This is a genomic window from Bradyrhizobium sp. Kon56, assembly GCF_055807635.1.
The window spans coordinates 156,203-177,734 of sequence record NZ_JBVVOU010000009.1; the positions used below are offsets into that span (position 1 = coordinate 156,203).

22 protein-coding genes and 1 pseudogene are annotated in these 21,532 nt (G+C 64.1%); 12 read left to right on the forward strand and 11 right to left on the reverse strand.

The window, feature by feature from the left end; all coding sequences use genetic code 11:
• Positions 1–75 precede the first annotated feature (75 nt).
• Together AC0L3B_RS17085 and AC0L3B_RS17090 are read right to left on the reverse strand one after the other, a co-directional pair.
• Positions 76–729: a NapC/NirT family cytochrome c gene (locus AC0L3B_RS17085; RefSeq protein ID WP_204512192.1), complete on the reverse strand. Its 654-nt coding sequence runs from the start codon at positions 727–729 to the stop codon at positions 76–78.
• Positions 726–1,034, reverse strand: a pseudogene (locus tag AC0L3B_RS17090) (nitrate reductase cytochrome c-type subunit); the annotation flags it as partial. The gene AC0L3B_RS17085 and the pseudogene AC0L3B_RS17090, both read right to left, overlap by 4 nt.
• A 22-nt stretch (positions 1,035–1,056) precedes the next feature.
• Here AC0L3B_RS17090 and AC0L3B_RS17095 point away from each other — a divergent pair.
• Positions 1,057–1,947: an acyltransferase family protein gene (locus tag AC0L3B_RS17095; RefSeq protein ID WP_473380761.1), complete on the forward strand. Its 891-nt coding sequence runs from the start codon at positions 1,057–1,059 to the stop codon at positions 1,945–1,947.
• A 97-nt stretch (positions 1,948–2,044) separates the two neighbouring features.
• Positions 2,045–3,250 carry an LLM class flavin-dependent oxidoreductase gene (locus AC0L3B_RS17100; protein WP_085359408.1) on the forward strand — a complete coding sequence of 402 codons (1,206 nt, stop codon included), beginning with the start codon at positions 2,045–2,047 and terminating at the stop codon, positions 3,248–3,250.
• A gap of 28 nt (positions 3,251–3,278) precedes the next feature.
• Here the strand turns inward: AC0L3B_RS17100 and AC0L3B_RS17105 are convergent, their stop codons facing one another.
• A complete protein-coding gene (locus AC0L3B_RS17105; RefSeq protein WP_085359406.1) occupies positions 3,279–3,860 on the reverse strand; it encodes a hypothetical protein in 582 nt (193 codons plus the stop codon).
• A gap of 321 nt (positions 3,861–4,181) precedes the next feature.
• On the opposite strand from AC0L3B_RS17105, the gene AC0L3B_RS17110 reads away from it, so the two are divergent.
• The 10 genes from AC0L3B_RS17110 to AC0L3B_RS17155 all read left to right on the forward strand — a co-directional run bounded on the left by AC0L3B_RS17110 (position 4,182) and on the right by AC0L3B_RS17155 (position 12,715).
• On the forward strand, positions 4,182–4,541 hold the full coding sequence (locus AC0L3B_RS17110; RefSeq protein ID WP_085395137.1) for a DUF2200 domain-containing protein: 360 nt from the start codon (positions 4,182–4,184) through the stop codon (positions 4,539–4,541).
• A gap of 111 nt (positions 4,542–4,652) precedes the next feature.
• Positions 4,653–5,441 (forward strand): helix-turn-helix transcriptional regulator, encoded by a 789-nt coding sequence (locus tag AC0L3B_RS17115; protein ID WP_247337666.1) that lies wholly within the window; start codon positions 4,653–4,655, stop codon positions 5,439–5,441.
• 78 nt (positions 5,442–5,519) lie between these two features.
• Positions 5,520–6,686 carry a cytochrome P450 gene (locus tag AC0L3B_RS17120; RefSeq protein WP_473380762.1) on the forward strand — a complete coding sequence of 389 codons (1,167 nt, stop codon included), beginning with the start codon at positions 5,520–5,522 and terminating at the stop codon, positions 6,684–6,686.
• A 360-nt stretch (positions 6,687–7,046) separates the two neighbouring features.
• A complete protein-coding gene (locus tag AC0L3B_RS17125; protein WP_473380763.1) occupies positions 7,047–8,009 on the forward strand; it encodes a sulfonate ABC transporter substrate-binding protein in 963 nt (320 codons plus the stop codon).
• A gap of 38 nt (positions 8,010–8,047) precedes the next feature.
• Entirely contained in the window at positions 8,048–9,001 is a 954-nt protein-coding gene (locus AC0L3B_RS17130) for a sulfonate ABC transporter substrate-binding protein (protein WP_473380764.1), read from the forward strand.
• Positions 9,002–9,009: 8 nt separating this feature from the next.
• Entirely contained in the window at positions 9,010–10,188 is a 1,179-nt protein-coding gene (gene ssuD / locus AC0L3B_RS17135; RefSeq protein ID WP_473380814.1) for an FMNH2-dependent alkanesulfonate monooxygenase, read from the forward strand.
• On the forward strand, positions 10,185–10,991 hold the full coding sequence (ssuC, locus tag AC0L3B_RS17140) for an aliphatic sulfonate ABC transporter permease SsuC (protein ID WP_473380765.1): 807 nt from the start codon (positions 10,185–10,187) through the stop codon (positions 10,989–10,991). The genes ssuD and ssuC overlap by 4 nt, the downstream gene beginning before the upstream one ends.
• 20 nt (positions 10,992–11,011) lie before the next feature.
• Entirely contained in the window at positions 11,012–11,848 is an 837-nt protein-coding gene (locus tag AC0L3B_RS17145; RefSeq protein ID WP_085349192.1) for an ATP-binding cassette domain-containing protein, read from the forward strand.
• Between the two features lie 31 nt (positions 11,849–11,879).
• Positions 11,880–12,461 carry a flavin reductase family protein gene (locus tag AC0L3B_RS17150; protein ID WP_473380766.1) on the forward strand — a complete coding sequence of 194 codons (582 nt, stop codon included), beginning with the start codon at positions 11,880–11,882 and terminating at the stop codon, positions 12,459–12,461.
• Positions 12,462–12,556: 95 nt separating this feature from the next.
• Positions 12,557–12,715 carry a hypothetical protein gene (locus AC0L3B_RS17155; protein WP_018453881.1) on the forward strand — a complete coding sequence of 53 codons (159 nt, stop codon included), beginning with the start codon at positions 12,557–12,559 and terminating at the stop codon, positions 12,713–12,715.
• A gap of 30 nt (positions 12,716–12,745) precedes the next feature.
• Here AC0L3B_RS17155 and AC0L3B_RS17160 read toward each other — a convergent pair whose 3' ends face one another.
• From AC0L3B_RS17160 to sciP, 8 genes are all read right to left on the reverse strand, one after another.
• On the reverse strand, positions 12,746–13,894 hold the full coding sequence (locus AC0L3B_RS17160; protein ID WP_473380767.1) for a M20 family metallopeptidase: 1,149 nt from the start codon (positions 13,892–13,894) through the stop codon (positions 12,746–12,748).
• Between the two features lie 165 nt (positions 13,895–14,059).
• On the reverse strand, positions 14,060–15,310 hold the full coding sequence (locus AC0L3B_RS17165; RefSeq protein ID WP_018453883.1) for a vanadium-dependent haloperoxidase: 1,251 nt from the start codon (positions 15,308–15,310) through the stop codon (positions 14,060–14,062).
• A 290-nt stretch (positions 15,311–15,600) separates the two neighbouring features.
• Positions 15,601–16,986: a sigma-54-dependent transcriptional regulator FlbD gene (flbD, locus tag AC0L3B_RS17170; RefSeq protein WP_026232617.1), complete on the reverse strand. Its 1,386-nt coding sequence runs from the start codon at positions 16,984–16,986 to the stop codon at positions 15,601–15,603.
• A gap of 44 nt (positions 16,987–17,030) precedes the next feature.
• Positions 17,031–17,381: a flagellar motor switch protein FliN gene (fliN, locus tag AC0L3B_RS17175; RefSeq protein WP_007596160.1), complete on the reverse strand. Its 351-nt coding sequence runs from the start codon at positions 17,379–17,381 to the stop codon at positions 17,031–17,033.
• A gap of 3 nt (positions 17,382–17,384) precedes the next feature.
• Positions 17,385–18,005: a FliH/SctL family protein gene (locus AC0L3B_RS17180; protein ID WP_018453885.1), complete on the reverse strand. Its 621-nt coding sequence runs from the start codon at positions 18,003–18,005 to the stop codon at positions 17,385–17,387.
• Positions 18,005–19,096, reverse strand: a complete 1,092-nt coding sequence (gene fliG, locus AC0L3B_RS17185; protein ID WP_018453886.1) for a flagellar motor switch protein FliG — start codon at positions 19,094–19,096, stop codon at positions 18,005–18,007. Before fliG ends, AC0L3B_RS17180 begins: the two co-directional genes overlap by 1 nt.
• Before the next feature lie 17 nt (positions 19,097–19,113).
• Positions 19,114–20,721, reverse strand: a complete 1,608-nt coding sequence (gene fliF / locus AC0L3B_RS17190; protein WP_085349194.1) for a flagellar basal-body MS-ring/collar protein FliF — start codon at positions 20,719–20,721, stop codon at positions 19,114–19,116.
• Positions 20,722–20,913: 192 nt separating this feature from the next.
• Positions 20,914–21,189: a CtrA inhibitor SciP gene (gene sciP / locus AC0L3B_RS17195; protein WP_002714638.1), complete on the reverse strand. Its 276-nt coding sequence runs from the start codon at positions 21,187–21,189 to the stop codon at positions 20,914–20,916.
• Positions 21,190–21,532: the final 343 nt, after the last annotated feature.

A 21,532-nucleotide genomic window follows, 5' to 3' on the forward strand; every position in this document is an offset into this window, starting at 1 on the left:
GGGGGCGAAAACGGAGCGATTCGCCAGCCCCAAAACTAACCATTCGCACCGCTGGTTCAAGCCGGGCGGGGCGCCCTATTGCCAGCCGGGAACGCCGCGCATGTCGGGCAGATGGTGGGCGATGCCCTTGTGGCAGTCGATGCAGGTCTTTTCCTTGGTGAACAGGAAGCGCTGGTGGGCGACCGAGGCGCGCGGCGACTGCTTGGTGATGTCCATGGAATCGGCGCTGTGGCAGTTCCGGCATTCCAGCGAATCGTTGGACTTGAAGCGCGCCCATTCATGCGCCGCCAGTTCGAGCCGGTGATCCTGGAATTTCTCGCGGGTGTCGATCGTGCCGAAGATCTTGCCCAAGACCTCCTTGGAGGCCTGCATCTTGCGGGCGATCTTGTCGGTCCAGTTGTGCGGCACGTGGCAATCCGGACAGGTCGCGCGCACGCCGGAGCGGTTGGCGAAATGGATGGTCGACTTCAGCTCGGCGTAGACGTTGTCCTTCATCTCGTGGCAGCCGGTGCAAAATTTTTCGGTGTTGGTCAATTCCAGCGCGGTGTTGAAGCCGCCCCAGAAGATCACGCCGGCCATGAAGCCCGCCAGCACCAGCACGCCGAGCCCGAACACCGAGCTCGGACGGATCAGCACCTGCCAGAGCTCGCGCGCGAAGTCCCAGCTTCGCGCGACGAAGCCGCGTCTGGCCTTCAGTCCCTCGCCGGGTTCATCAGCGGTCGTCGTCATCGGCGGCCACCGGGGCTTGCGCGCGACAGCAGCGTGTCGATGTCGGTGAAGTCGTTGCTGACGGGCGGATTGGCGGTGTTCTGCGGCACGTGGCATTCCGTGCAGAAGAAGCGGCGCGGCGAGATCGAAGCCAGAAACTGGCCGTCGCGGTCCATGAAGTGGGTGATCGAGACCATCGGCGCCTGCGATTCCGCGATGCGCGCCCGCGCATGGCAGGACAGGCACTTGTTGCCGTTGAGGTCGATCTGATAGCCGTCGATCGTGTGCGGGATCACCGGCGGCTGCTCCGGATAGTTGCGCACGGGTTGGCCGATCCTGTTCACGCCCATGTACTTCATCGCGATCTGGGCGTCTCATTTCCCGAACGGCGGCTGGTCCCGCAGCTGGCCACCGGTGCTGCCGAATTTCCCCCTGACCCATCTCTGGTTCATCTATGTGCTGCTGGAGCTTTATGTCGTCGTGCTGCTGCTGCGCGGCGCATTTGTCTGGCTAAATGCGTCAGGCAGGTGGCGAGCGGTGATTGACCGCGTCTTCGCCGGGATCATGAAAAGTCCGCTGGCCCCCCTTGTTCTGGCAATCCCGATCGGCGCCGCCTTCTGCCTCGACCAACGCTGGATCAACGTGATGGGCGTGAGGACGCCGGATCAATCGCTCGTCACCAACGCGCAGGCCTGGATTGGCTTCGGCACCGCCTTCGCGATCGGCTGGCTGCTGCATCGGCAGATCGATCTGCTGCGACTGATTGAGCGGCGCTGGCTCCCGCATCTTCTGCTCGCAATCACTCTGATCCTGATCAGTTTCGTGCTGGTTGGGGCGATGACGTCCGCGCCGGGTGCACCGAAACTGCCTTTCGGCTTCGCCACGCTCCGGCTTGTCTCCGTGATCCTGTATGCGCCGGCGATATGGATTTCGACCTTTGCGGTCATCGGCCTCGCGCTCCGCTTCATGTCCGGCTTCAGCCCGACCTGGCGCTATCTCGCCGATGCATCCTACTGGCTCTATCTGATCCATCTGCCGATCGTGATGGCGCTGCAGGTCGCGCTGTCGCAGCTCGACTGGCCCGGTCTGATCAAGTTCGGTGTTCTTCTCGTGGTCGCGCTTCCTCCGATGCTGGCGAGCTATCATCTGCTGGTGCGCTTCACCTTCATCGGCGTGGTCCTGAATGGCCGCCGTGCCGAAAAGCACCTTCTCCCGCAAGGCGGAATTGCGACTGCGTAGACAGCGCCGCCCCGCCCATTAAGATGCCCGCAACAAAAACATAAACGGCAAGAAAACTTGCAAGAAAACCTGCAAAAAAACTGGGAGAGACGGCGTCATGAAGTTCGGCATCTTCTATGAGCTGCAACTGCCACGGCCGTGGGTGGCCGGCGACGAGCTCAGCCTCTATCAGAACGCGCTCTCGCAGATGGAACTCGCAGACAGCCTCGGCTACGACCACGCCTGGGTTGTCGAGCATCACTTCCTCGAAGAATACTCGCATTCGCCCTCGCCGGAATCGTTTCTCGCAGCCGCGAGCCAGCGCACCAGGAACATCCGGCTCGGCCACGGCATCCTCCAGCTCACGACCAACCACCCCGCACGTGTCGCCGAGCGCGTCGCGGTGCTCGATCTGCTCTCCAACGGCCGCTGCGAATTCGGCATGGGCGAGAGCGCCTCCATCACCGAGCTCACGCCGTTCGGCCGTGACATGGAGACCAAGAAAGAGGTGTTCGAGGAGGCCGTCGCCGCGATCTTCCCGATGTTCAAGGACGCAGGAAGCGAGCACCACGGCAAATATTTCGACATCCCGTTGCGCAACGTCGTGCCAAAACCGGTGCAGAAGCCGCATCCGCCATTGTGGATGGCCTGCTCGCAGCTGCCGACCATCGAGCGCGCCGGCCGCCATGGCTTTGGTGCGCTCGGCTTCCAGTTCGTCAGCGCAGACGCCGCGCACGCCTGGGTTCACGCCTATTACAACGCCATGACCAAGCGTCTCGCCAAGCTCGCCGACTACGAGATCAACCCGAACATGGCGCTGGTGTCGTTCTTCATGTGCGCAAAGACGGACGAGGAGGCGCGTGCGCGCGCCGACGGCGCCACCTTCTTCCAGTTCGCGCTACGCTTCTACGGCGCGTCGCAGAATCGCCAGCGTCCGGCGCCCTATACCGTCAACATGTGGGACGAGTACAACAAGTGGAAACGCGACAATCCCGAGGCGCAGGAGGCTGCGCTGCGCGGCGGACTGATCGGCTCGCCCGAGACGATCCGCAGGAAGCTGAAGCGCTTCCAGGGCTCGCATATCGACCAGGTCATCCTGCTGAACCAGGCGGGCAAGAACAGCCACGAGCACATCTGCGAATCGCTGGAGCTGTTCGGCCGCGAGGTGATGCCGGAATTCCAGAACGATCCCGCGCAGGCGGCCTGGAAGCAGGGCGTCATGAGCGGCGAGATCAAGCTCGAGGAGATCGACACGCAGGCGTTCACCGACCGCTATGGCAAGCTCGCGATCAACGTTCCGCCGGCGAAGGCGGCGGCGGGGTAGGGTCTTTCGCCGCTGCGGCCGGCTGAGTTTATTTGGATTCGGTTTTCGTCTGGATGTTCTGAACGGCTCCGCCCACCGGAGTCCACTGCACGCGGCCATCCAAAGCGGAGAAGTTTAGACCACCGCCGGTCCCGAAGAGAACCATGTGACCCGAGCTGACGGAGTCCACAGCGAGCGTCGCACGGGGAAGTTTTGCAGCATTGTACATCGTCAAGGACGCATCCTGATGATCGTTCAGGGACAGCACTGCCCGCTGACCCTGCTCCGTATCGAGGAGCGACACCGAAGGTACGCCATCCTGGCGAAGCCCGATGCTGAGACGCACCTTCTCGCGGCTATCCAAGAGCGAGATGTGCGGCGTTCCGTCGGAAGTGGATGAGATCAAGGCGACGATTTTGCCGGTGCCATTTCGCAAGGCAATTGTTTCCACAGACAGGGTCTTGGCCTTGACTGTATCGGCATTAGCGGTCGCATGCCATTGCGATGAAATGATCGCCGCAGCCGCCAGGATCGTAGCCCCCAAAACGCTCCAACTCATAGCCTTCAGCGACCGGTCCTGCCGCTGGATATGCGATGCGAGATTTTCAAGCGTGGGTTCGACCTTGAACATAGCTGCGCCTTTGCCTTGGAGTAAGCTTCACATCCGAGCATACCCTGCTGGGTGCGAATTCTGCTAACCTAGCAGGGGATGCCGGCAAAACACTGTCGAGACAGTCACCTCAGCGGCCGCCCGGAAGGTGATTGCGCTGGCACGATGCAGAGTGCCGCAACTGCCTTGAACGCTCAGTGACCGATATCACGGGCGCTTTGATGGAGCGCATTTGCCGCCGTATATTGCTTCGCGGGGCTTCTCAGTCAGAACCTCTACAGGCAACTCCATCGATGATATCGTATCGGCCTTCGGCCGCAGCGAGTGATCCATGGAGTGGTCATGGCGAAACACAGGATCTATACCACCAGCTTCGCAAGCGTTTACCCGTTTTACGTTGCGAAGGCGGAGAAGAAAGGGCGCACCAAAACGGAGGTTGATCAGGTCATCTCCTGGCTGACAGGCTATGGTCAGAACGAACTGGAAGCTCAACTGGAGCAGGGGACGGACTTTGAAACCTTCTTTGCGAAGGCCCCCAAGATCAATCCTTCGCGAACCCTGATCACAGGCGTGGTTTGCGGCGTCCGGGTCGAGGACGTCAAAGAACCCACGATGCGAGAGATCCGCTACCTGGACAAGCTGATCGATGAGCTGGCGAAGGGAAAAGCAATGGACAGGATTCTGCGCAAAAGTGCTTCCTGAGCCCCTTCGTCCGCCGGCTCGGCGACGTGGCAGGAGATATCGGGCGACACCCGCCTTCCGCTGCGCGGCCATTGCTGATAAATTTCGTCAAAAGGCGATGGGGAGAAAACGATGCGCCCTCACGGGACGCCCGCAAAGCCGGCGGCTGGCGATGTCACACCCGCGGTGCTTGCCATCGGTCGTCCGGATTTTCCTGATGTCCTGATCGATACACTGCGTCGGCAGGCCGGGGTCGGGCATTGCATGGTGTTCGCGCTGAGCCGCGCGGGCGCCGCACACTGCCTGCTCGATGCCGGCAACATCCCGATCGGCGGCGATCTCGGCGCTGCCTATGCCGGCCAGTTCCACCAATCCGATCCCAACCGCGATGCGCTGTTCGAAGGTGAGGGCCGCGCCACGCTCGTGCTGCCCGCCTTCGCGCCGCGCATGTACGGCGCCCGCTACCGAAAAATGTTCTTTGTGGATTCCGGCATCGTCGACAAATGCGCGACCGCGATCTGGGTCGACGACACCTGCTTCTACGTCAATTTCTATCGCATCGCTGTCCAGGGCCGCTTCAGCGCCCCCCAGCGTGCGCGGCTTCAGGCCATCGCACCGGCCATCAGTGCGAGCGTGGCACGCCATTTCCAGCACGGCTCGGCTGCGACGACCGAGCAGTCTCTCGCCGCGCTCTTCGCGACGCGCGCGCCGCTCGCCAGCCTCACCCCGCGCGAGCAGGACGTTTGCCGGCGCATCCTCTCCGGCTTCAGCTCCGAGGCGATCTCGCAGACGCTCGGCATCAGCCTGCATTCGACGCTAACCTATCGCAAGCGCGCCTATGAGCGGCTCGGCATCTCGTCACAAAGCGAGCTGTTTGCGATCGTGCTGCGCCTGCTCGCCGGCCCGCGCAGCCTGAACTGAAGCTGTCCCAATCGCTGGGGACAGACGGCGCCTCGTGAAGCCGCTAGCCTTGGCGGCTAACCAGCAATGGAGCGAAGCTTGAGCACCGCGCCGCGCATCGACATCGACCCGGCCGCATTCTGGGCCGATCCCTATCCGATGCTCGCCAAGATGCGCAAGGAGGCGCCGATCGCCTTCGTGCCGCAGCTGGGCTCGACGCTGCTGACCAGCCGCGACGACATCTCGATCTCCGAGAAGCAGATCGACGTGTTCTCCTCGCACCAGCCCGCGGGCCTGATGAACCGGCTGATGGGCCACAACATGATGCGCAAGGACGGCGAGGCGCACCAGGTCGAGCGCCGCGCGATGTTTCCAACGGTGTCGCCGAAGACGGTCAAGGCGCACTGGACCGCGCTGTTCCAGGCCCATGCCGATCGCATCATCGACGCGATCGCGCCCGGGCGGATCGATTTCATGCGCGACTTCGCGTTGCCGTTCTCAGGCGAATGCCTGAAGTCGATCACCGGCCTCACCAATATCGGCTTTGCCGACATGGACGCCTGGTCACAGGGCATGATCGAGGGCATCGCCAATTACAGCGGCGACGCGGCCGTCGAGGCGCGTTGCCATGCGGCGACGTCGGGCATCGATGCCGCGATCGACGACATCCTGCCGGTGATGCGCAAGCATCCCGACCAGAGTATCCTCGGCGTGCTCCTCGCGTCCGGCATGGCGATGGAGAGCGTGCGCGCCAACGTCAAGCTCGCGATCTCCGGCGGCCAGAACGAGCCGCGCAAGGCGATCGCCGGCACGATGTGGGCGCTGCTGAGCCATCCCGACCAGCTCGATCTCGTGCGCAAGGGCGAGGTGACGTGGCTCCAGGCCTTCGAGGAATATGCCCGCTGGATCTCGCCGATCGGCATGTCGCCGCGGCGCATCGCAAAGCCGTGGTCGATCCGCGACGTCGCCTTCGAAACCGATGAACGCGTATTCCTCATGTTCGGCTCCGCCAACCGCGACGAGAAGCACTTTGAACGCGCCGACCAGTTCGACGTGCGGCGTGATACGGCCAAGAGCGTCGCGTTCGGCGCCGGTCCGCATTTCTGTGCCGGCGCCTGGGCCTCCCGCGCCATGATTGCCGACGTCGCACTGCCGACCTTGTTCGCCCGTGCCGGCCGGCTCGAGACCGCCGACGACGAGCCGGTACGGATCGGCGGATGGGCCTTTCGCGGGCTGCAGAATCTACCGGTGAGATGGCTGCATTAGGCCGGCAGGGACCGGTCCATCCGCAACGCCGCCACGATGCCATCCTGCTCCTGTTTTGCCCGACGAGTCAAGGTCAATTTCGGATAAGCGTAAGTCATTGTTTTCGCGCGCCCCGGCTACTGTGCATGGGGTTGTTTTCGCGATTTTTAATTTCTCGGCTCGGTTGCGTGCGTTTTTCACATTCGCGTGCGGAAAAATATCCCCTGCGTTCGCTCCGTGGATCGAAAGATTAATCATGCGCTCCGCCAGGTGCGCAGTGCATGCATCGCTATTTTTCCGCGCGTCTCGACACCTCCGATAAGCCGCCCCATCATTCCCGAGCACGAATGAAGGACGGCCGCACGCGGCCGGGAGTGTCGGATGCAACGTCGGGATTTTCTCAAACTATCCGTTGGAACTGCGGCAGCCGCCGCATTCGTTTCGCACGCCAACGCGCAAGCAACGTCACAAGGCGCGGTGAAGGACATTCGTGTCGGCTACCAGAAGACCGGCGTGCTGGTTATCACGCGTCAGCAGGCCGCCCTGGAAAAGCATTTCGCGCCCCTGGGCATCGACGTGAAATGGGTCGAGTTCTCGTCGGGGCCTCCGATGATGGAGGCAATGAATGTCGGTAGCATCGATTTCGGCGCGGTCGGCGACTCCCCGCCGGTGTTCGCCCAGGCCGCGGGCGCGGCGATCGTCTATGCCGCCGGCCAGCCCATCACCAACGGGCAGGGCATCCTGGTGCCGAAGGATTCGCCGATCCGCGGCATCGCCGACTTGAAAGGCAAGCGCGTCGGCTTCACCAAGGGCTCCAGCGCCCACAACATCGTGGTGCAGACGCTCGAGAAAGCCGGCCTGACCTATGCCGATATCACGCCGGTCTATCTGACGCCGCCGGATGCCGGGCCCGCCTTTGCCAATGGCAGCATCGAGGCGTGGGCGATCTGGGATCCTTACTTCGCGATCGGCGAGACCAAGCAGGGCGGCCGCATCCTGATCAATGCGCGCGACGTCACCAAGACCAATTCCTTCTTCATCGCCAACCGCGATTTCGCCAGGAATCACGGCGCCATCCTGCAACAGATCATCGATGTGACAACCGCCGCCGGTCAATGGGCCGAGCAGCACCGCGACGCGGTCGCCAAATCGCTCGCCGCGATCACCGGCGTCCCGCTGGACATCCAGACCCTCGCCGCCAATCGCGCGAATTTCGTGGTCGGCCCGGTCACCGACGACATCGTCACGACCCAGCAGGGCGTCGCCGACCGCTTCCACAAGCTCGGCCTGATCCCGAAGCCGATCGTGATCCGCGATATCGTCTGGCGCAACCCGGCAGCCTGATCGTGCCAACCAATCTCCCCATCTCAAAGGGTTTGAACATGAGGCGTATCATCCAGCGTCTGATCGCGGCCATCGTGCTGTCGATCGGCATCGTCGCCGCCGCGGTCGGCACCTCCTACGGACAGGACAAGGTCGTCCGCATCGGCTACCAGAAATACGGCAAGCTGGTGCTGCTCAAGAGCAAGGGCACGCTGGAGCCGAAGTTAGCTGCCGACGGCTACAAGGTGGTGTGGACCGAATTCCCCTCCGGCCCGCCGCTTCTCGAGGCGCTCAATATCGGCGCGATCGATTTCGGCAACACCGGCGAAGCCCCGCCGATCTTCGCGCAAGCCGCCGGCGCGCCGATCCAGTATGTCGCCTACGAGCCGCCGGCGCCGAAGGGCGAGGCGATCCTGGTGCCAAAAGACAGCCCGCTGAAATCGGTCGCCGACCTCAAAGGCAAGAAGGTCGCGCTCAACAAGGGCTCCAATGTCCATTACCTCCTGGTCAAGGCGCTGGAGAAAGCCGGCGTCAAATATTCCGAGATCGAGCCTGTGTTTCTGGCGCCGGCCGATGCGCGCGCCGCCTTCGAGCGCGGCGCAGTCGATGCATGGGTGATCTGGGATCCGTTCCAGGCCGCCGCGGAAGCCGCCACCAGCGCCCGCACGCTTACCGACGGCACCGGCATCGTCGCCAACTACCAGTTCTATTTTTCCTCGAAGAAATTCCTCGAAGCCAATCCGAGGATTGTCGACGCCGTGCTGGCCGAGCTGAGCGCGGTCGACGATTGGGCCAAGGGCGATATCCACGCGGTTGCCGAGCAGCTGGCGCCGTCCATCGGCCTGTCAGTCCCGGTGGTCGAGGTCGCGCTGAAGCGGCAATCCTACGGCATCAAGCCGCTGACCGATGCCGTCATCGCCGATCAGCAGCAGGTTGCGGACGCGTTCTTCGCCCTCAACCTGATCCCCAAATCCATCAAGATTTCCGACGTGGCGCGGAAGCCAGGATCATGAGCAAGCACATGAGCAAGCACATGAGCAAGCAAACGAACGCCAACATCCTCTGGTTCCTGCCGACCCACGGCGACGGCCGCTATCTCGGCACCGGCATCGGCGGCCGCGAGGTCAATTTCAACTATCTGCGCCAGATCGCGCAGGCCGCCGACCAGCTCGGCTATTTCGGCGTGCTGCTGCCGACCGGGCGGTCTTGCGAGGATTCCTGGATCGTCGCCTCCTCGGTCGCGCCGTTCACCGAGCGGCTGCGCTATCTCGTGGCGGTCAGGCCCGGCCTGCAATCGCCGAGCGTGGCCGCGCGCATGACGTCGACGCTGGACCGCATCACCAACGGCCGGCTCCTGGTCAACGTCGTCACCGGCGGCGATCCCGTCGAGAGCAAGGGCGACGGCATCTTCCTCGCCCATGACGAGCGCTACGAGGTCACCCGCGAGTTCCTCAACGTCTATGGCGAGCTGCTCGCTGGCAAGACCGTCAACGTCGAGGGCAAGCACATCCATATCGAAGGCGGCAAACTGCTGTTTCCGCCGGTTCAGTCGCCGCGTCCGCCGCTCTATTTCGGCGGCTCGTCGGATGCCGGCATCGACGTCGCCGTCGACACCGTCGACAAATATCTGACCTGGGGCGAACCGCCGGCCTTGGTCGCCGAGAAGATCGCGAGGGTGAGGGAGGTCGCAGCAGCTCGCGGTCGAAAACTATCCTTCGGCATCCGGCTCCACGTGATTGTCCGCGAGACCAATGACGCGGCCTGGCGTGCGGCCAACGAGCTGATCAAGCACGTCAGCGACGAGACCATCGCAACCGCGCAGAAGAACTTTGCGCGGATGGATTCGGTCGGCCAGCAGCGCATGGCGCAGCTTCACGGCGGCAAGCGCGACAAGCTCGAGATCGCCCCGAACCTGTGGGCCGGTGTCGGCCTCGTTCGTGGCGGCGCCGGCACGGCGCTGGTCGGCGACGCCCAGACGGTCGCGGCCCGCATCAACGAGTATCAGGACATCGGCATCGATACCTTCATCATGTCGGGCTACCCGCATCTGGAGGAAGCCTATCGTTTCGCCGAGCTGGTATTCCCGCTGCTCTCGCTGGAGCAACCCAGCAACGTGACCAGGCTGCACTTCAACGGTGGCCCTTTTGGTGAAACGGTCGGCAGCGACTTCCGTCCGCAACAGAAGGTGTCGCAGTCATGAGCCTGATCGACAGCGTTTCACTCCCGCGCAGTTTGCGCCTGCCGCGAGTCGACGGCCTGATCCAGTGGATCGTGCCGCTCGCCATCATCGCGATCTGGCAGGTCGCCAGCGTCACCGGCTTCGTGCCGACGCGGGTGCTGCCGGCGCCGAGCGACGTCTTGCTTGCGGGCTGGAAGCTGCTGCTCTCCGGCGAGCTCGTTCGCAACATCTGGGTTTCATTCTGGCGCGCCTCGATCGGCTTCCTGATCGGCGGCAGCATCGGCTTTGCCTTCGGCCTCGCCAACGGCCTGTCGCAGCTCTCGGCCAAGCTCACGGATACAACGCTGCAGATGGTGCGCAACGTGCCGCATCTGGCGCTGATCCCGCTGGTCATCCTGTGGTTCGGCATCGACGAGAGCGCGAAGCTGTTCCTGGTGGCGCTCGGCGTGTTCTTCCCGATCTACCTCAATACGCTGCACGGCATCCGCACCGTCGATCCCCAGCTGATCGAGATGGGCCGCATCTACGGCATGAGCGACGGCGAGCTGTTTCGCCGGGTGATCTTCCCGGGCGCGCTGCCCTCGATCTTCGTCGGCATCCGCTTCGCGCTCGGCATCATGTGGCTGACCCTGATCGTCGCCGAGACCATCGCGGCGTCCTCGGGCCTCGGCTACATGGCGATGCAGGCGCGCGAGTTCATGCTGATCGACGTCGTGGTGCTCTCGATCCTGATCTACGCGCTGCTCGGCAAGCTCGCCGACAGCGCCTCCCGCGTGCTGGAGCGCCTGACGCTCTCCTGGCACCCCGCTTATTGGAAACGCTGAGCAGACATACTGGGAATCACATGCAGACAGCCCTTCGTACCTCCCTTCCGGACACCGAACTCGCCAGCCGTTCCCATTTCGCGCCTCACGCCCGCGTCGTGCGCGAGGAGCGCCCAGTGCAAACGAGCGGCCTGCCGCTCAGCATCCGTGGCCTGCGCAAATCCTACGGCGACAACGAGGTGCTGCGCGGCATCGACCTGCACATCCCCGCCGGCCAGTTCGTCGCCATCGTCGGAAAAAGCGGCTGCGGCAAGAGCACGCTGCTGCGCCTCATCGCGGGCCTGGAGAAGTTCGACGCCGGCAGTATCTCGCTCGGCGACGCCGTGAAGCCCGAGGATATTCGCGTGATGTTCCAGGAGCCGCGGCTGTTGCCTTGGGCCCGCGTTCTCTCCAATGTCGAGGTCGGCCTCGGTCGCGATCGTTCATCCAGTGATGCGCATACACGCGCCGATAAGGCGTTGACCGAAGTCGGACTGACCGACAAGCGCGACCAGTGGCCCTCGGTGCTGTCGGGCGGCCAGAAGCAGCGCGTAGCTCTTGCCCGCGCGTTGGTCTCGCGTCCCCGTGTGCTCGCCTTCGACGAGCCGCTTGGCGCGCTGGACGCGTTGACCCGCATCTCGATGCAGCGGTTGTTGGAGCGCGTCTGGCGCGACCAGGGCTTTACCGCGATCCTGGTGACCCACGATGTCGCCGAGGCGGTCGCGCTGGCCGACCGGGTGCTGGTGATCGAGGAAGGGCGGATCGCCCACGACGTTGTGGTTAACACGGCCCGACCGCGCGAACGCGGCTCGGCCGAGCTCGCGGGTCTCGAAGGCTCGATCCTGAGCCACCTTTTGTCGGCGGACGATCGTACCTAGATAGACAGGGACCCCGCTTGGGGACGAAGCCATGAATGTAGTGCCCCGCGATCTCATGACCGAAAATGCCGTCTCCTCCGCCGATTTCCGCGGCGCCATGCGCCACCTTACCGGCGGCGTCAGCGTCATCACCGCCGGACGGGGCAAGGACATCACCGGCATGACCGTCACCTCGGTCAGCTCGTTCTCGGTCGATCCGCCGACGCTGATCGTCAGCATCAACCGCGACGCCTCCTCCTTCCCGCTGATCCGGCGCCACGGCGCCTTCGGCGTGAACATCCTCGCGGCCGATCAGCTCGACATCGCCGAGCGCTTTGCCGGCAAGGGCGGGCTCAAGGGTGCCGATCGTTTCGCGGGCGCCAGATGGGTGACGGCGGTCTCGGGTGTTCCGCTGCTGGTTGGCGCATTGTCCGCCGTCGATTGCGAGGTCGAGGAGATCTTCGAGCGCCATTCGCACGGGATCATCATCGGGCGTGTCAGAGACGTCAGGAATTCGACCCGCAACGCTGCGCTGGCCTATTGGCACGGCCAGTACGTGGCGGTGGATCAGGACGAAGACGCACTCCGGCTTGCGGACGTCAGCGTTCCCACCCCGGTCCGGCGCGGCATTTGATCGCCGCCGGCGACAGGCCGTGCAGGCTGGCGTTTTCCTCCTCATCGCTCTAGAAGCGCTGCCTGAGCCTCCCGCCGGGACAGCAATGGAGCGCAATGATGAAACGCGTCGCGACCTGGGCCTTCTATGCGGTCGGCGCGCTCGCGATCGCCTATCTCGCGCTCTATGCCTATGCGATGTTCAGCGGCCATCCGATCGTGCCGGGCGACCCCATCCAGATCTTCCGCAGGCCGGATGCGCCGAGCTATTCGTGAGGTTTTCGCGGGCGGGCGCGGCACCTGTTTTTACCCCCGCAAGATCGCCAGCGCCAGCGCCTGTGCGCGCGGCACGATGCTGTCGAGCTCGAGATATTCCTCCGGCGAGTGCGCGAGCCCGCCGACCGGGCCGAGCCCGCAGATGGTCGGTGTCCCGACCGCGGCGGTGAAGCCGGAATCGGCGCAGCCGCCGGAGAACTCGCCCTGGAGCGTGGTGAGGCCGGCCTGCCTTGCGGCGGCCTGATAGTTCTCGAACAGCGCCCTTGAATCGGCGCTCTGTACCACCGCCACGAACTCGCCTTTGACCGTCAGCGTCGCGCTGGTGCCAGGAACGTAGGACGTCGCGACGATGGTCTCGATCGCGGCCATCACCCTCGCGCGGTCCGCCGGATCGACGTAGCGCAGGTCGATCTGTCCTTCGGCGTAAGGCGCCGTCGTGTTGACGGACTGCCCGCCCGAGACGAGGCCGACATTGAGCGTGATGCCCTTGTCGAGATCAGTCAGCGCGTGGATATGGACGATCTTGTGCGCGAGCTCGCCGATCGCGCTGACGCCGGCGGCGAAATTGGCGCCGGAATGCGCGGCTTTGCCGGTGATCGCGACATGCATGAAGATGCCGCCCTTGCGTCCCGTGACGATATTGCCGGTCGGACGGCCCGGCTCGGAATTGAACACGGCGCGCGCGGTTCGGCCTTCGCGCTCGATCACCGGCCGCGAGGAGGGCGAGCCGATCTCCTCGTCCGAGGTGATCAGCAGCTTGATCGGGTGCGGGTTGCCGCCGAATTTGTGGAAGGCGGTTGCCACGAATATGTTCATGACGACGCCGGACTTCATGTCGGCAACACCGGGACCATAGGCGCGCCTGCCCTGGATCGTGAACGGACGCCGTCCGGCCTCGCCCTTGCCGAACACGGTGTCACGATGCCCCATCAACAGCACCGGCTTCTCGTTGCTGCCGGGCTTTGCCACTTCGGCGTGGATGGCATCGCCGAATGTGGCGTGGCTTTCGCGCCGGAACGGAATGCCGTGCTCGGCGAAATGCTGCTCGAACCGCGCCCCGACCGCATCGACGCCTTCCTTGTCATAGGATCCGGAATCGATGTTCACGACATCGCGCAGCAGGTCGATCATCGCCTGCCGTTGCGTCGCCAGCCAGTCCGTGATTTGAGCTTGAGACATGTTGACCCTCGCGTGGTTCTCACGCGGGCTTATAGGGCCTGGCGCCGGTGTGACCTAGTCGGAGAACGCGGTGCGGCCATGTCGCCGGTCCACGGAATTGGACGCACCGTGCCTTCCACGTCGTCCCGGCTTTCGCCAGAACGAAGTTGAGCGTGTGGCAACCGGCTAACGCCTCGGCTCCGCCATCGCTTCCACGCCGCGAAGCTGCGTGGCGACGGTCAGCGCGCCGATCTTCCGGCCCATCTCCTTGCCGATCTCGGTCGAGAACCGATAGTGAAAGCCGGCCCAGATACGGGCGTTGGAGACTTCGTCGCTATAGTCCTGGAGCCGCGTCCATTTGCGGGTGACGCCTGGTGCCGTGGGGCTGGTCACCGAGAACTCGCCGAAATCTCCAACGATGGTCTGGAGCACGGTCGAAATCGCTGCCGACGTAATGCAGTGAGCACAGGGATATTCCGGATGCATCGGCGTGTCCCCCAGCGGCAGCCAGGATGCGTCGCGAGGCGTCGCTGCGTTCGATGTCAGGTCGGCGTTGCGTATGGCCGTGATCGGCCGCCAGAAATTGTAGTGGTACTTCGCGTCGAAAACGGCGACGAAGGCGTCGTTGCCGGCAATTGAGGTCAGCGCGTACAGCCGGGCGCAGTCGACGAGATCCATGCCCTTGGCCGTTGCCGCCTGCCTCACGATCGGATTGTAGGTGCGGGCACCGACAAAGAACCAAAATCGACCGACCGTGGTTTGCTCGGGCGTCCGGATCACACTTGTTCGGCTGCCGACCTCGCGGATTTCGTTGACGTCCCGGGTCCACAGCTCTGAACCGAGCGCCGGCGGCGGGCCGGGGCGATACTGAGATCCGGACGTCATGACCCAGGGCGTCGTCGCGCCCGCGATCGAGAACAGCGGGACGGTCGTCGGAACGTAGGCCCCCGCCGTTGTCAGGGGCCGGTAAGTTTCAAGGGCGGCGCTGCCATCGTTCTCACGAAGCGCGATGATCTGCATCGCGGCCTCCTTGCCGAGGCCGATGCCCGCGATCTTGGACTCGCCGTCGGCGATCGGCACCAGAGAACTCGTCAGCGCCGCATCCAGCTCCGGCTTGAGGTCCGGATAGAGCGACAGCAGCACGTCGTGAGCCGCAACTGCGGCCGCAGCTTCCCGCGACGTCGAACGATCCGCGGATAGGGCAAGCTTGTAAGGCGCGTACCGGCGATCGATCGCGTTGACCGCCTCGAACATCGCGACGTGCATCATAGACAAGGCACGGCTGTGGGGCGCTGGAAGGATTTGCTTTTCAGTGGCGATCGCGTCGGCCTTTGCATTCCAATCCATGATCACGTCGGCGCGCGCAAGCGGCGCCGACGCTGCGAGCAGCGTTACAATCAATGAGAGGCGGAAGATGGTCCACGACGAGTTCTTCATGGGATGCCCTTTCGATGTAAAGGACGTTTCGCGAGACCAATGCGGCTCTGCCCGACATCACGTCGCGCGGCTCGAGGACTTTAACCATCTTGTTGTGGTTTGATTGTGAACTGCTTCACGCGGCGGAAGAGTAGCTCCGAATGGGTCGGCGTGGCTTACCGTTCGCACTGAGTAATGGATCCTGACTTTCGCCGGAAGCCACGGATTGTGGTGACTGCTTTGCGTTCTTCTCAAAGAAAAATGCCCGGGACCAGCCCGGGCATTCGTTTCTCTCAGTCAGCGTAGAGCGCCTACGCCCCCACCATCGGCATGCGTGGATATTCACCCGGCGTTCCCGCTGGCGTGATCGGAATGCCGCCGTCGGAATATTCGTTGAGCTTGTTGCGCAGCGTACGGATCGAGATGCCCAGGATATTGGCGGCATGGGTCCGGTTGCCGAGGCAGTGCTTCAGCGTCTCCAGGATCAGGTCACGCTCGACGTCGGCGACGGTGCGGCCAACCAGGGCCCGCGTCACCTGCTCGGCGGCCATGGTGGCATGGGCCACGGCCGGCACGGTTTTGGCGAGGTCGAGGCGGTCGCCGTCGGGCGTGAGGATCGCATCGGCGCCGATCTCGTCGCCCTGCGCCATCAGGACTGACCGGTGCATGGTGTTTTCGAGTTCGCGGACGTTGCCCTGCCAGCGGTTGGTGGACAGCACCCGGCGCGCTTCCGCCGAGATCGGGCGCATCGGCACGCCATTGGCTTCGGCGTATTTCTTCACGAAGTGCTGGGCGAGCTCGAGAATGTCGGCGGGACGCTCGCGCAGCGGCGGGATCTTCAGGTTCACGACGTTGAGCCGGAACAAGAGGTCCTCGCGGAACGTGCCCTCGCGCACCGCGTCCACCAGGTTGCGGTTCGAGGTCGCGATGATGCGGATGTCCACCGGGACGGGCTTGGTGCCGCCGACACGGTCGATCACGCGCTCCTGGATGGCGCGGAGCAGTTTCGATTGCAGGCGGACGTCCATCTCCGAGATTTCGTCGAGCAGCAGCGTGCCGCCGGTTGCCTCCTCGAACTTGCCGATGCGGCGGGCGATCGCGCCGGTGAAGGCACCCTTCTCGTGGCCGAACAGCTCGGACTCCAGCAGATGCTCGGGGATCGCGGCGCAGTTGATCGAGATGAACGGGCGCTTGGCGCGGGCCGAGCGGGTGTGGACGTAGCGAGCCAGCACTTCCTTGCCTGTCCCGGATTCGCCGGTGATCATCACCGAAGCGTCCGAGCCTGCGATCTGCTGGGCGAGCTTGATCACCTTGGCCATCGCCTCGTCGCGATAGACCAGCTCGCGGGAATCGTTGGCGACGGCAGCCAGCACCGCCGCGATCAGTTCCGGGTCCGGCGGCAGCGGGATGTATTCCTTGGCGCCGGCGTGGATCGCGGCGACCGCGGCGCGGGCGTCGTTGGTGATGCCGCAGGCGACGATCGGCGCGTGGATGTGCTCGGCCTCGAGCCGCATCACGAGATCGCGGATGTCGAGGGCGACGTCGACCAGCAGCAGGTCGGCACCCTTGCCGCCGCGCAGCACGCGCATTGCCTGTTCGTTATCCTCGGCGTGGGTCACGGTGGCGCCGTTCGCCATCGCGATCTTGGTGGCGGTGGTGAGCTGGCCCTTCAATGTGCCAACGATGAGAAGCCGCATATCAGTCTCCTGTCCGTCTGGACGCGCTGCCGCGCGTCGTCGCTTTAGGCGCGTTCAGTCTTGATGATTTCGGTCATGGTCACGCCGAGCTTGTCCTCGACCAGGACCACTTCGCCGCGGGCGACCAGCTTGTTGTTGACATAGATGTCGATGGCCTCGCCGACGCGCCGGTCGAGCTCGAGCACGGTCCCGGGTCCGAGCTTCAACAGCTCGCTGACGTCCATCTTGGAGCGGCCGAGCACGGCCGAGACCTGCACCGGAACGTCGAACACGGCCTCGAGGTCGGCGGCGGCGCGCGTCGCGTATTCGTCCTCGTTGTAGCCGACGTCGGTGCCGGTAGGCGGCATCGGGCCGTTGAGATCGGGCAGCGGGACCTGTCCGTCAGTGTCGCTCATGGCTTAACTCCCCCTGCGGGACGCAACATAGCGTCCCACCATTTCGTCGATCTTGGCCGTGATGGCGGCGCGCTCCAGCACGACGCCGCCATCGGCCCATTCGATCCGGCAGTCGCCGGTGGCAATCTCGGGTTCGGCCAGAATCACCAGCCGGCCTTCGAAGCCGTTCTGCCTAGCCAGGCGCTCGATGTTCTCGCGCGCGGAATCGTAGAGCGCGTCGTTGATGCGGACGACGAGATGCGGCGTCGCGACCAGATGCGAGAAGCAGTCCTTGACCAGCGCGACGATCTCGCCGAGCGGCTCGGCGGCGACCAGATCGGCGCACAGCTTGCGCGCCACCGCGACCGCGACGTCGACCGCCTCGGTTTCCATCTTGGATTCGATGTTGCCGATGCCCGAAGCGATGCCGCGGATGGCGATGTTGATCTCTTCCATGGCGAGCGCGACACGGCGGTCGCTCTCGGCCTTGGCCTCGCGCTGGCCGGCGGCGAAGCCGTCCTGATAGGCGCGCGCCTCGGCTTCCGCGACCTTCTGGGCGATCTCGGCCGCGGTGGCGGCCTTCTCGCGCGTCCGGTCGGGCGCTGCAAAGTCGTTGTCGAACAGGAATTTTGCCGGAGCGGCCATCAATACACCAGCTCGTCGTCGGCGCGGTTCTTGGTCAGCATGATCTCGCCCTTGGCGGCGAGATCCTTGGCGAGGTTGACCAGCAGCGCCTGAGCCTCGTCGACGTCGCGCAGGCGGACCGGGCCCATCGCCGCCATGTCGTCCTGGAGCATTTTTGCCGCACGCGAGGACATGTTGCCGAAGAAGAAGTTGCGGACGTCCTCGTTGGCGCTCTTGAGCGCGACGCCGAGCTTGTCCTTGTCGACGTTGCGCATCAGGGTCTGGGCGGAGCCGGAATCCAGCTTCACGAGGTCGTCGAAGGTAAACATCAGCGCCTTGATCCGCTCGGCCGATTCGCGGTTGTCCTCTTCCAGCGAGGTGATGAAGCGCGTTTCGGTCTGGCGGTCGAAATTGTTGAAGATTTCCGCCATCACCTCGTGGGCGTCGCGTCGGCGGGTCTGTGACAAATTGGACATGAATTCGGTGCGCAGCGTCTTCTCCACGCTCTCGATCACCTCCTTCTGCACCGCCTCCATCTTCAGCATGCGGTTGACGACGTCGAGCGCCAGGTCCTCCGGGAAGATGCCGAGCACGCGCGCGGCGTGTTCCGGCTTCAGCTTCGACAGCACCACCGCGATGGTCTGCGGATATTCGTTCTTGAGATAGTTGGCGAGCACCTCTTCCTGCACGTTGGAGAGCTTCTCCCACATGTTGCGGCCGGCGGGGCCGCGGATTTCGTCCATGATGCCGTTGACGCGCTCGGGGGCCAGGTATTGCTGGAGCAGCCGTTCGGTGGCGTCGAAATTGCCCATCAGCGCGCCGGAGGCCGACATCCGCGAGACGAATTCGAGCAGCATGTCCTCCACGGTGTCGACCTCGACAGTGCCGAGCGTCGACATTTCCAGGGAGAGCTGGCGCACCTCGTCGTCGTCGAGCAGCGACCAGATCTTGCCGCCATATTGCTCGCCGAGCGCCAGCATCAGGATCGCGGCGCGCTTCGGCCCCGCCACCGCTTCGGTCTTCGCGCCTCCGCGGCTGCCCGCACGCTGACCGAGCGTGGAGATCACGCTGGTGATGTCGTTGGAATTGGCGTTTTGCAGGGCGGCGGCCATATCAGATCACTTCTCGATTATTTCGTGGGTTCGGTCAGCCATTGGCGGATGATGGCGACGGTCTCGTTGGGATTGCGCTCGGCGAGTTCGCCGACGCGATGGACGGATTGGGCATGGACCTGGCCCTGGACCGTGGCGACGTCGATCGCGCTCGCGGCGCCGCTCGGCAAGAGCGCCTGGCTGGCAGGCGCGGCCTCGTCGCTCGCCGGACCGGTGAGGGCGCCGGAGATGGCGGCTGCGACTTCGTCGGATGCCAGGATGCGCTTGACCAGCGGCCGGACCACCAGGAACAGCACGACCAGGCCGAGCAGCATCATCACGCCGAGCTCGACGAAGTACATGACGTCGTCCTTGGTGAACTGGAGCATGCCGAGTAAGCCGCTCGGCTCGGCGATCGGGGGGGTGGAGGGGGCATCGGCAAAGCGCAGATTGACCACCTCGACCTGATCGCCGCGCTTCTGGTCGAAGCCGATCGCCGAGCGCACCAGCGTGGCGATGCGGTCGAGCTGCTCCTTGGTGCGGTCCTGGTAGGCCAGATCGCCCTTCTCGTTCTTGGAGTAGATGCCGTCGACCAGCACCGCGACCGAGATGCGGTTGACCCGGCCGGCCTCGGTCACCTCGGTCTTGGTGGTGCGGGAGATCTCGTAATTGTTGGTCTCTTCGCTCTTCTTGCTCTGGTCCTTGGCCGCAACGCCGCCGTTCTGCTGGTTGCCCGGCAATTCGTTGTTGACGGTGACCTGGCCGTTGTTGTCGGCGGTCATGCTCTGCTCTTCGCGGGTCTGGCTCGAGCGCAGCACGCGGCCTTCGGGATCGTACTTGTCCGAGGTCTGGGTGACCTTGTTGAAGTCGAAATCGGCGGAGAGCTGGACCCGGGCGCGTCCCGTCCCCACCACGGAGGAGACGATGTCCTCGACCTGCTTGCGCATCCGCTTCTCGAAGGCGGTGCGGCGCTCGTCGCCGATCTGCTGGTCCGGATCGGTCTGGGCGCCGTCGGCGAGCAGCTGCCCGGTCTCGTCGACGATCGAGACCCGCTGCGGCTTCAGCCCGTTCACGGCCGAGGCGACGAGGTGGCGGATGGCGCGGATCTGCTGGGCTTCCAGCGCGCCGCGGACCCGCACCACGATCGAGGCCGACGGCTCCGGCGCCTCGCGCGAGAACAGCGGGCGCTCGGGCAGCACCAGATGGACGCGGGCGGCCTGGATGCGGTCGATGGCGCGGATGGTGCGGGCGAGCTCGCCTTCCAGCGCGCGGAGATGGTTGATGTTCTGGACGAAAGAGGTGGTGCCGAGCGCATCCGACTTGTCGAACACCTCGTAGCCGACGCCGCCGCCCTTGGGCAGGCCGCCCTCGGCGAGCTTCATCCGCAGCCGGGTGACCTTGTCCTTGGGCACCATGATGATGGTGCCCTCGTTGCGCAGCTCGAACTGGATGCCCTGACGCTCCAGGTCCTTGATGATGCCCGAGGAGTCCTCGACGCTGAGGTCGGTGAACAGCGTCGTCATCTGCGGCGTGGTGACGCGCATGATGACGAACGCGAAAAAGCCGACGAGCGCGGCGGTGACCGCGATCATCGCCCCGAACCGGGCGGCTCCGATACCCTTCAGAAAGTCCGCAAGACCTTGCAAGCAACCGCCCCGACAGATTCGGCTGCTTTCACAGGAAAGGCCGACTGGGCAATTATTGCCTAGGTGATGGTTTCGATATGGTTAACGAAGGTTAAGAGCTGCGACAAAAGTCGCGCCAAAACGAAGCATGAAAAAAATCGGCCTCGCAAGACGAGGCCGATTTTCGTCAAAAGCCGCAGATTTCCGGATTGCCTACTGGCGATATTGTTGGATACGGGTGGTGCGAAGTCCCGCCAGACCATGCTGGTCGATCGAAAACTGCCAGGAGAGGAATTCGTCAACCGTCAGCGTGTAACGGCTGCAGGCCTCCTCGAGGGAGAGAAGACCGCCACGAACTGCGGCGACGACCTCGGCCTTGCGGCGGATGACCCAGCGTTTGGTGCCGGGTGCAGGCAGATCCGCAATCGTCAACGGACTACCGTCCGGCCCGATGACGTATTTTACCCTCGGGCGATGGGGTTCTGTCATGGCGTACTCACAAACTCTCAACCACTGAACTCACTCAGGAACCCTACGCGCGCCGGCTTAAAAATCCGCTAAGCCTAAGGCTTCAATACAATTCTCGTTGAAAATGGCTGGAACGCAGCCGACTCGGCCGGCGGGACGGTGCGTCCAGGCGGGCCGAAGGGGGTGTTCGTAAATACTTTACTAACGAACGAGGCCTGCGCGCGGCGCTGCAAGACCCCAATTGTCGTCCTGGCGAAAGCCAGGACCCATTACCCCAGGGAGGAGTCGCTACGACGACTCGGGGTTACGAACCAAAGCGACTTTCGGTGGCAATGGGTCTGGCTTCGCCAGGACGACACCGTTA

Excerpts from the sequence above, each read along its gene's own strand:
- AC0L3B_RS17095 (WP_473380761.1), top strand. The coding sequence starts at position 1,057 with ATGTACTTCATCGCGATCTGGGCGTCTCATTTCCCGAACGGCGGCTGG.
- AC0L3B_RS17165 (WP_018453883.1), bottom strand. The coding sequence starts at position 15,310 with ATGAAGAACTCGTCGTGGACCATCTTCCGCCTCTCATTGATTGTAACG.
- AC0L3B_RS17180 (WP_018453885.1), bottom strand. The coding sequence starts at position 18,005 with ATGGCCGCTCCGGCAAAATTCCTGTTCGACAACGACTTTGCAGCGCCC.
- ssuD (WP_473380814.1), top strand. The coding sequence starts at position 9,010 with ATGAGCAAGCACATGAGCAAGCAAACGAACGCCAACATCCTCTGGTTC.
- AC0L3B_RS17160 (WP_473380767.1), bottom strand. The coding sequence starts at position 13,894 with ATGTCTCAAGCTCAAATCACGGACTGGCTGGCGACGCAACGGCAGGCG.
- AC0L3B_RS17130 (WP_473380764.1), top strand. The coding sequence starts at position 8,048 with ATGAGGCGTATCATCCAGCGTCTGATCGCGGCCATCGTGCTGTCGATC.
- AC0L3B_RS17085 (WP_204512192.1), bottom strand. The coding sequence starts at position 729 with ATGACGACGACCGCTGATGAACCCGGCGAGGGACTGAAGGCCAGACGC.
- ssuC (WP_473380765.1), top strand. The coding sequence starts at position 10,185 with ATGAGCCTGATCGACAGCGTTTCACTCCCGCGCAGTTTGCGCCTGCCG.
- AC0L3B_RS17105 (WP_085359406.1), bottom strand. The coding sequence starts at position 3,860 with ATGTTCAAGGTCGAACCCACGCTTGAAAATCTCGCATCGCATATCCAG.
- AC0L3B_RS17115 (WP_247337666.1), top strand. The coding sequence starts at position 4,653 with ATGCGCCCTCACGGGACGCCCGCAAAGCCGGCGGCTGGCGATGTCACA.
- AC0L3B_RS17150 (WP_473380766.1), top strand. The coding sequence starts at position 11,880 with ATGAATGTAGTGCCCCGCGATCTCATGACCGAAAATGCCGTCTCCTCC.
- fliG (WP_018453886.1), bottom strand. The coding sequence starts at position 19,096 with ATGGCCGCCGCCCTGCAAAACGCCAATTCCAACGACATCACCAGCGTG.
- AC0L3B_RS17100 (WP_085359408.1), top strand. The coding sequence starts at position 2,045 with ATGAAGTTCGGCATCTTCTATGAGCTGCAACTGCCACGGCCGTGGGTG.
- AC0L3B_RS17155 (WP_018453881.1), top strand. The coding sequence starts at position 12,557 with ATGATGAAACGCGTCGCGACCTGGGCCTTCTATGCGGTCGGCGCGCTC.
- fliN (WP_007596160.1), bottom strand. The coding sequence starts at position 17,381 with ATGAGCGACACTGACGGACAGGTCCCGCTGCCCGATCTCAACGGCCCG.
- AC0L3B_RS17110 (WP_085395137.1), top strand. The coding sequence starts at position 4,182 with ATGGCGAAACACAGGATCTATACCACCAGCTTCGCAAGCGTTTACCCG.
- AC0L3B_RS17145 (WP_085349192.1), top strand. The coding sequence starts at position 11,012 with ATGCAGACAGCCCTTCGTACCTCCCTTCCGGACACCGAACTCGCCAGC.
- flbD (WP_026232617.1), bottom strand. The coding sequence starts at position 16,986 with ATGCGGCTTCTCATCGTTGGCACATTGAAGGGCCAGCTCACCACCGCC.
- sciP (WP_002714638.1), bottom strand. The coding sequence starts at position 21,189 with ATGACAGAACCCCATCGCCCGAGGGTAAAATACGTCATCGGGCCGGAC.
- AC0L3B_RS17125 (WP_473380763.1), top strand. The coding sequence starts at position 7,047 with ATGCAACGTCGGGATTTTCTCAAACTATCCGTTGGAACTGCGGCAGCC.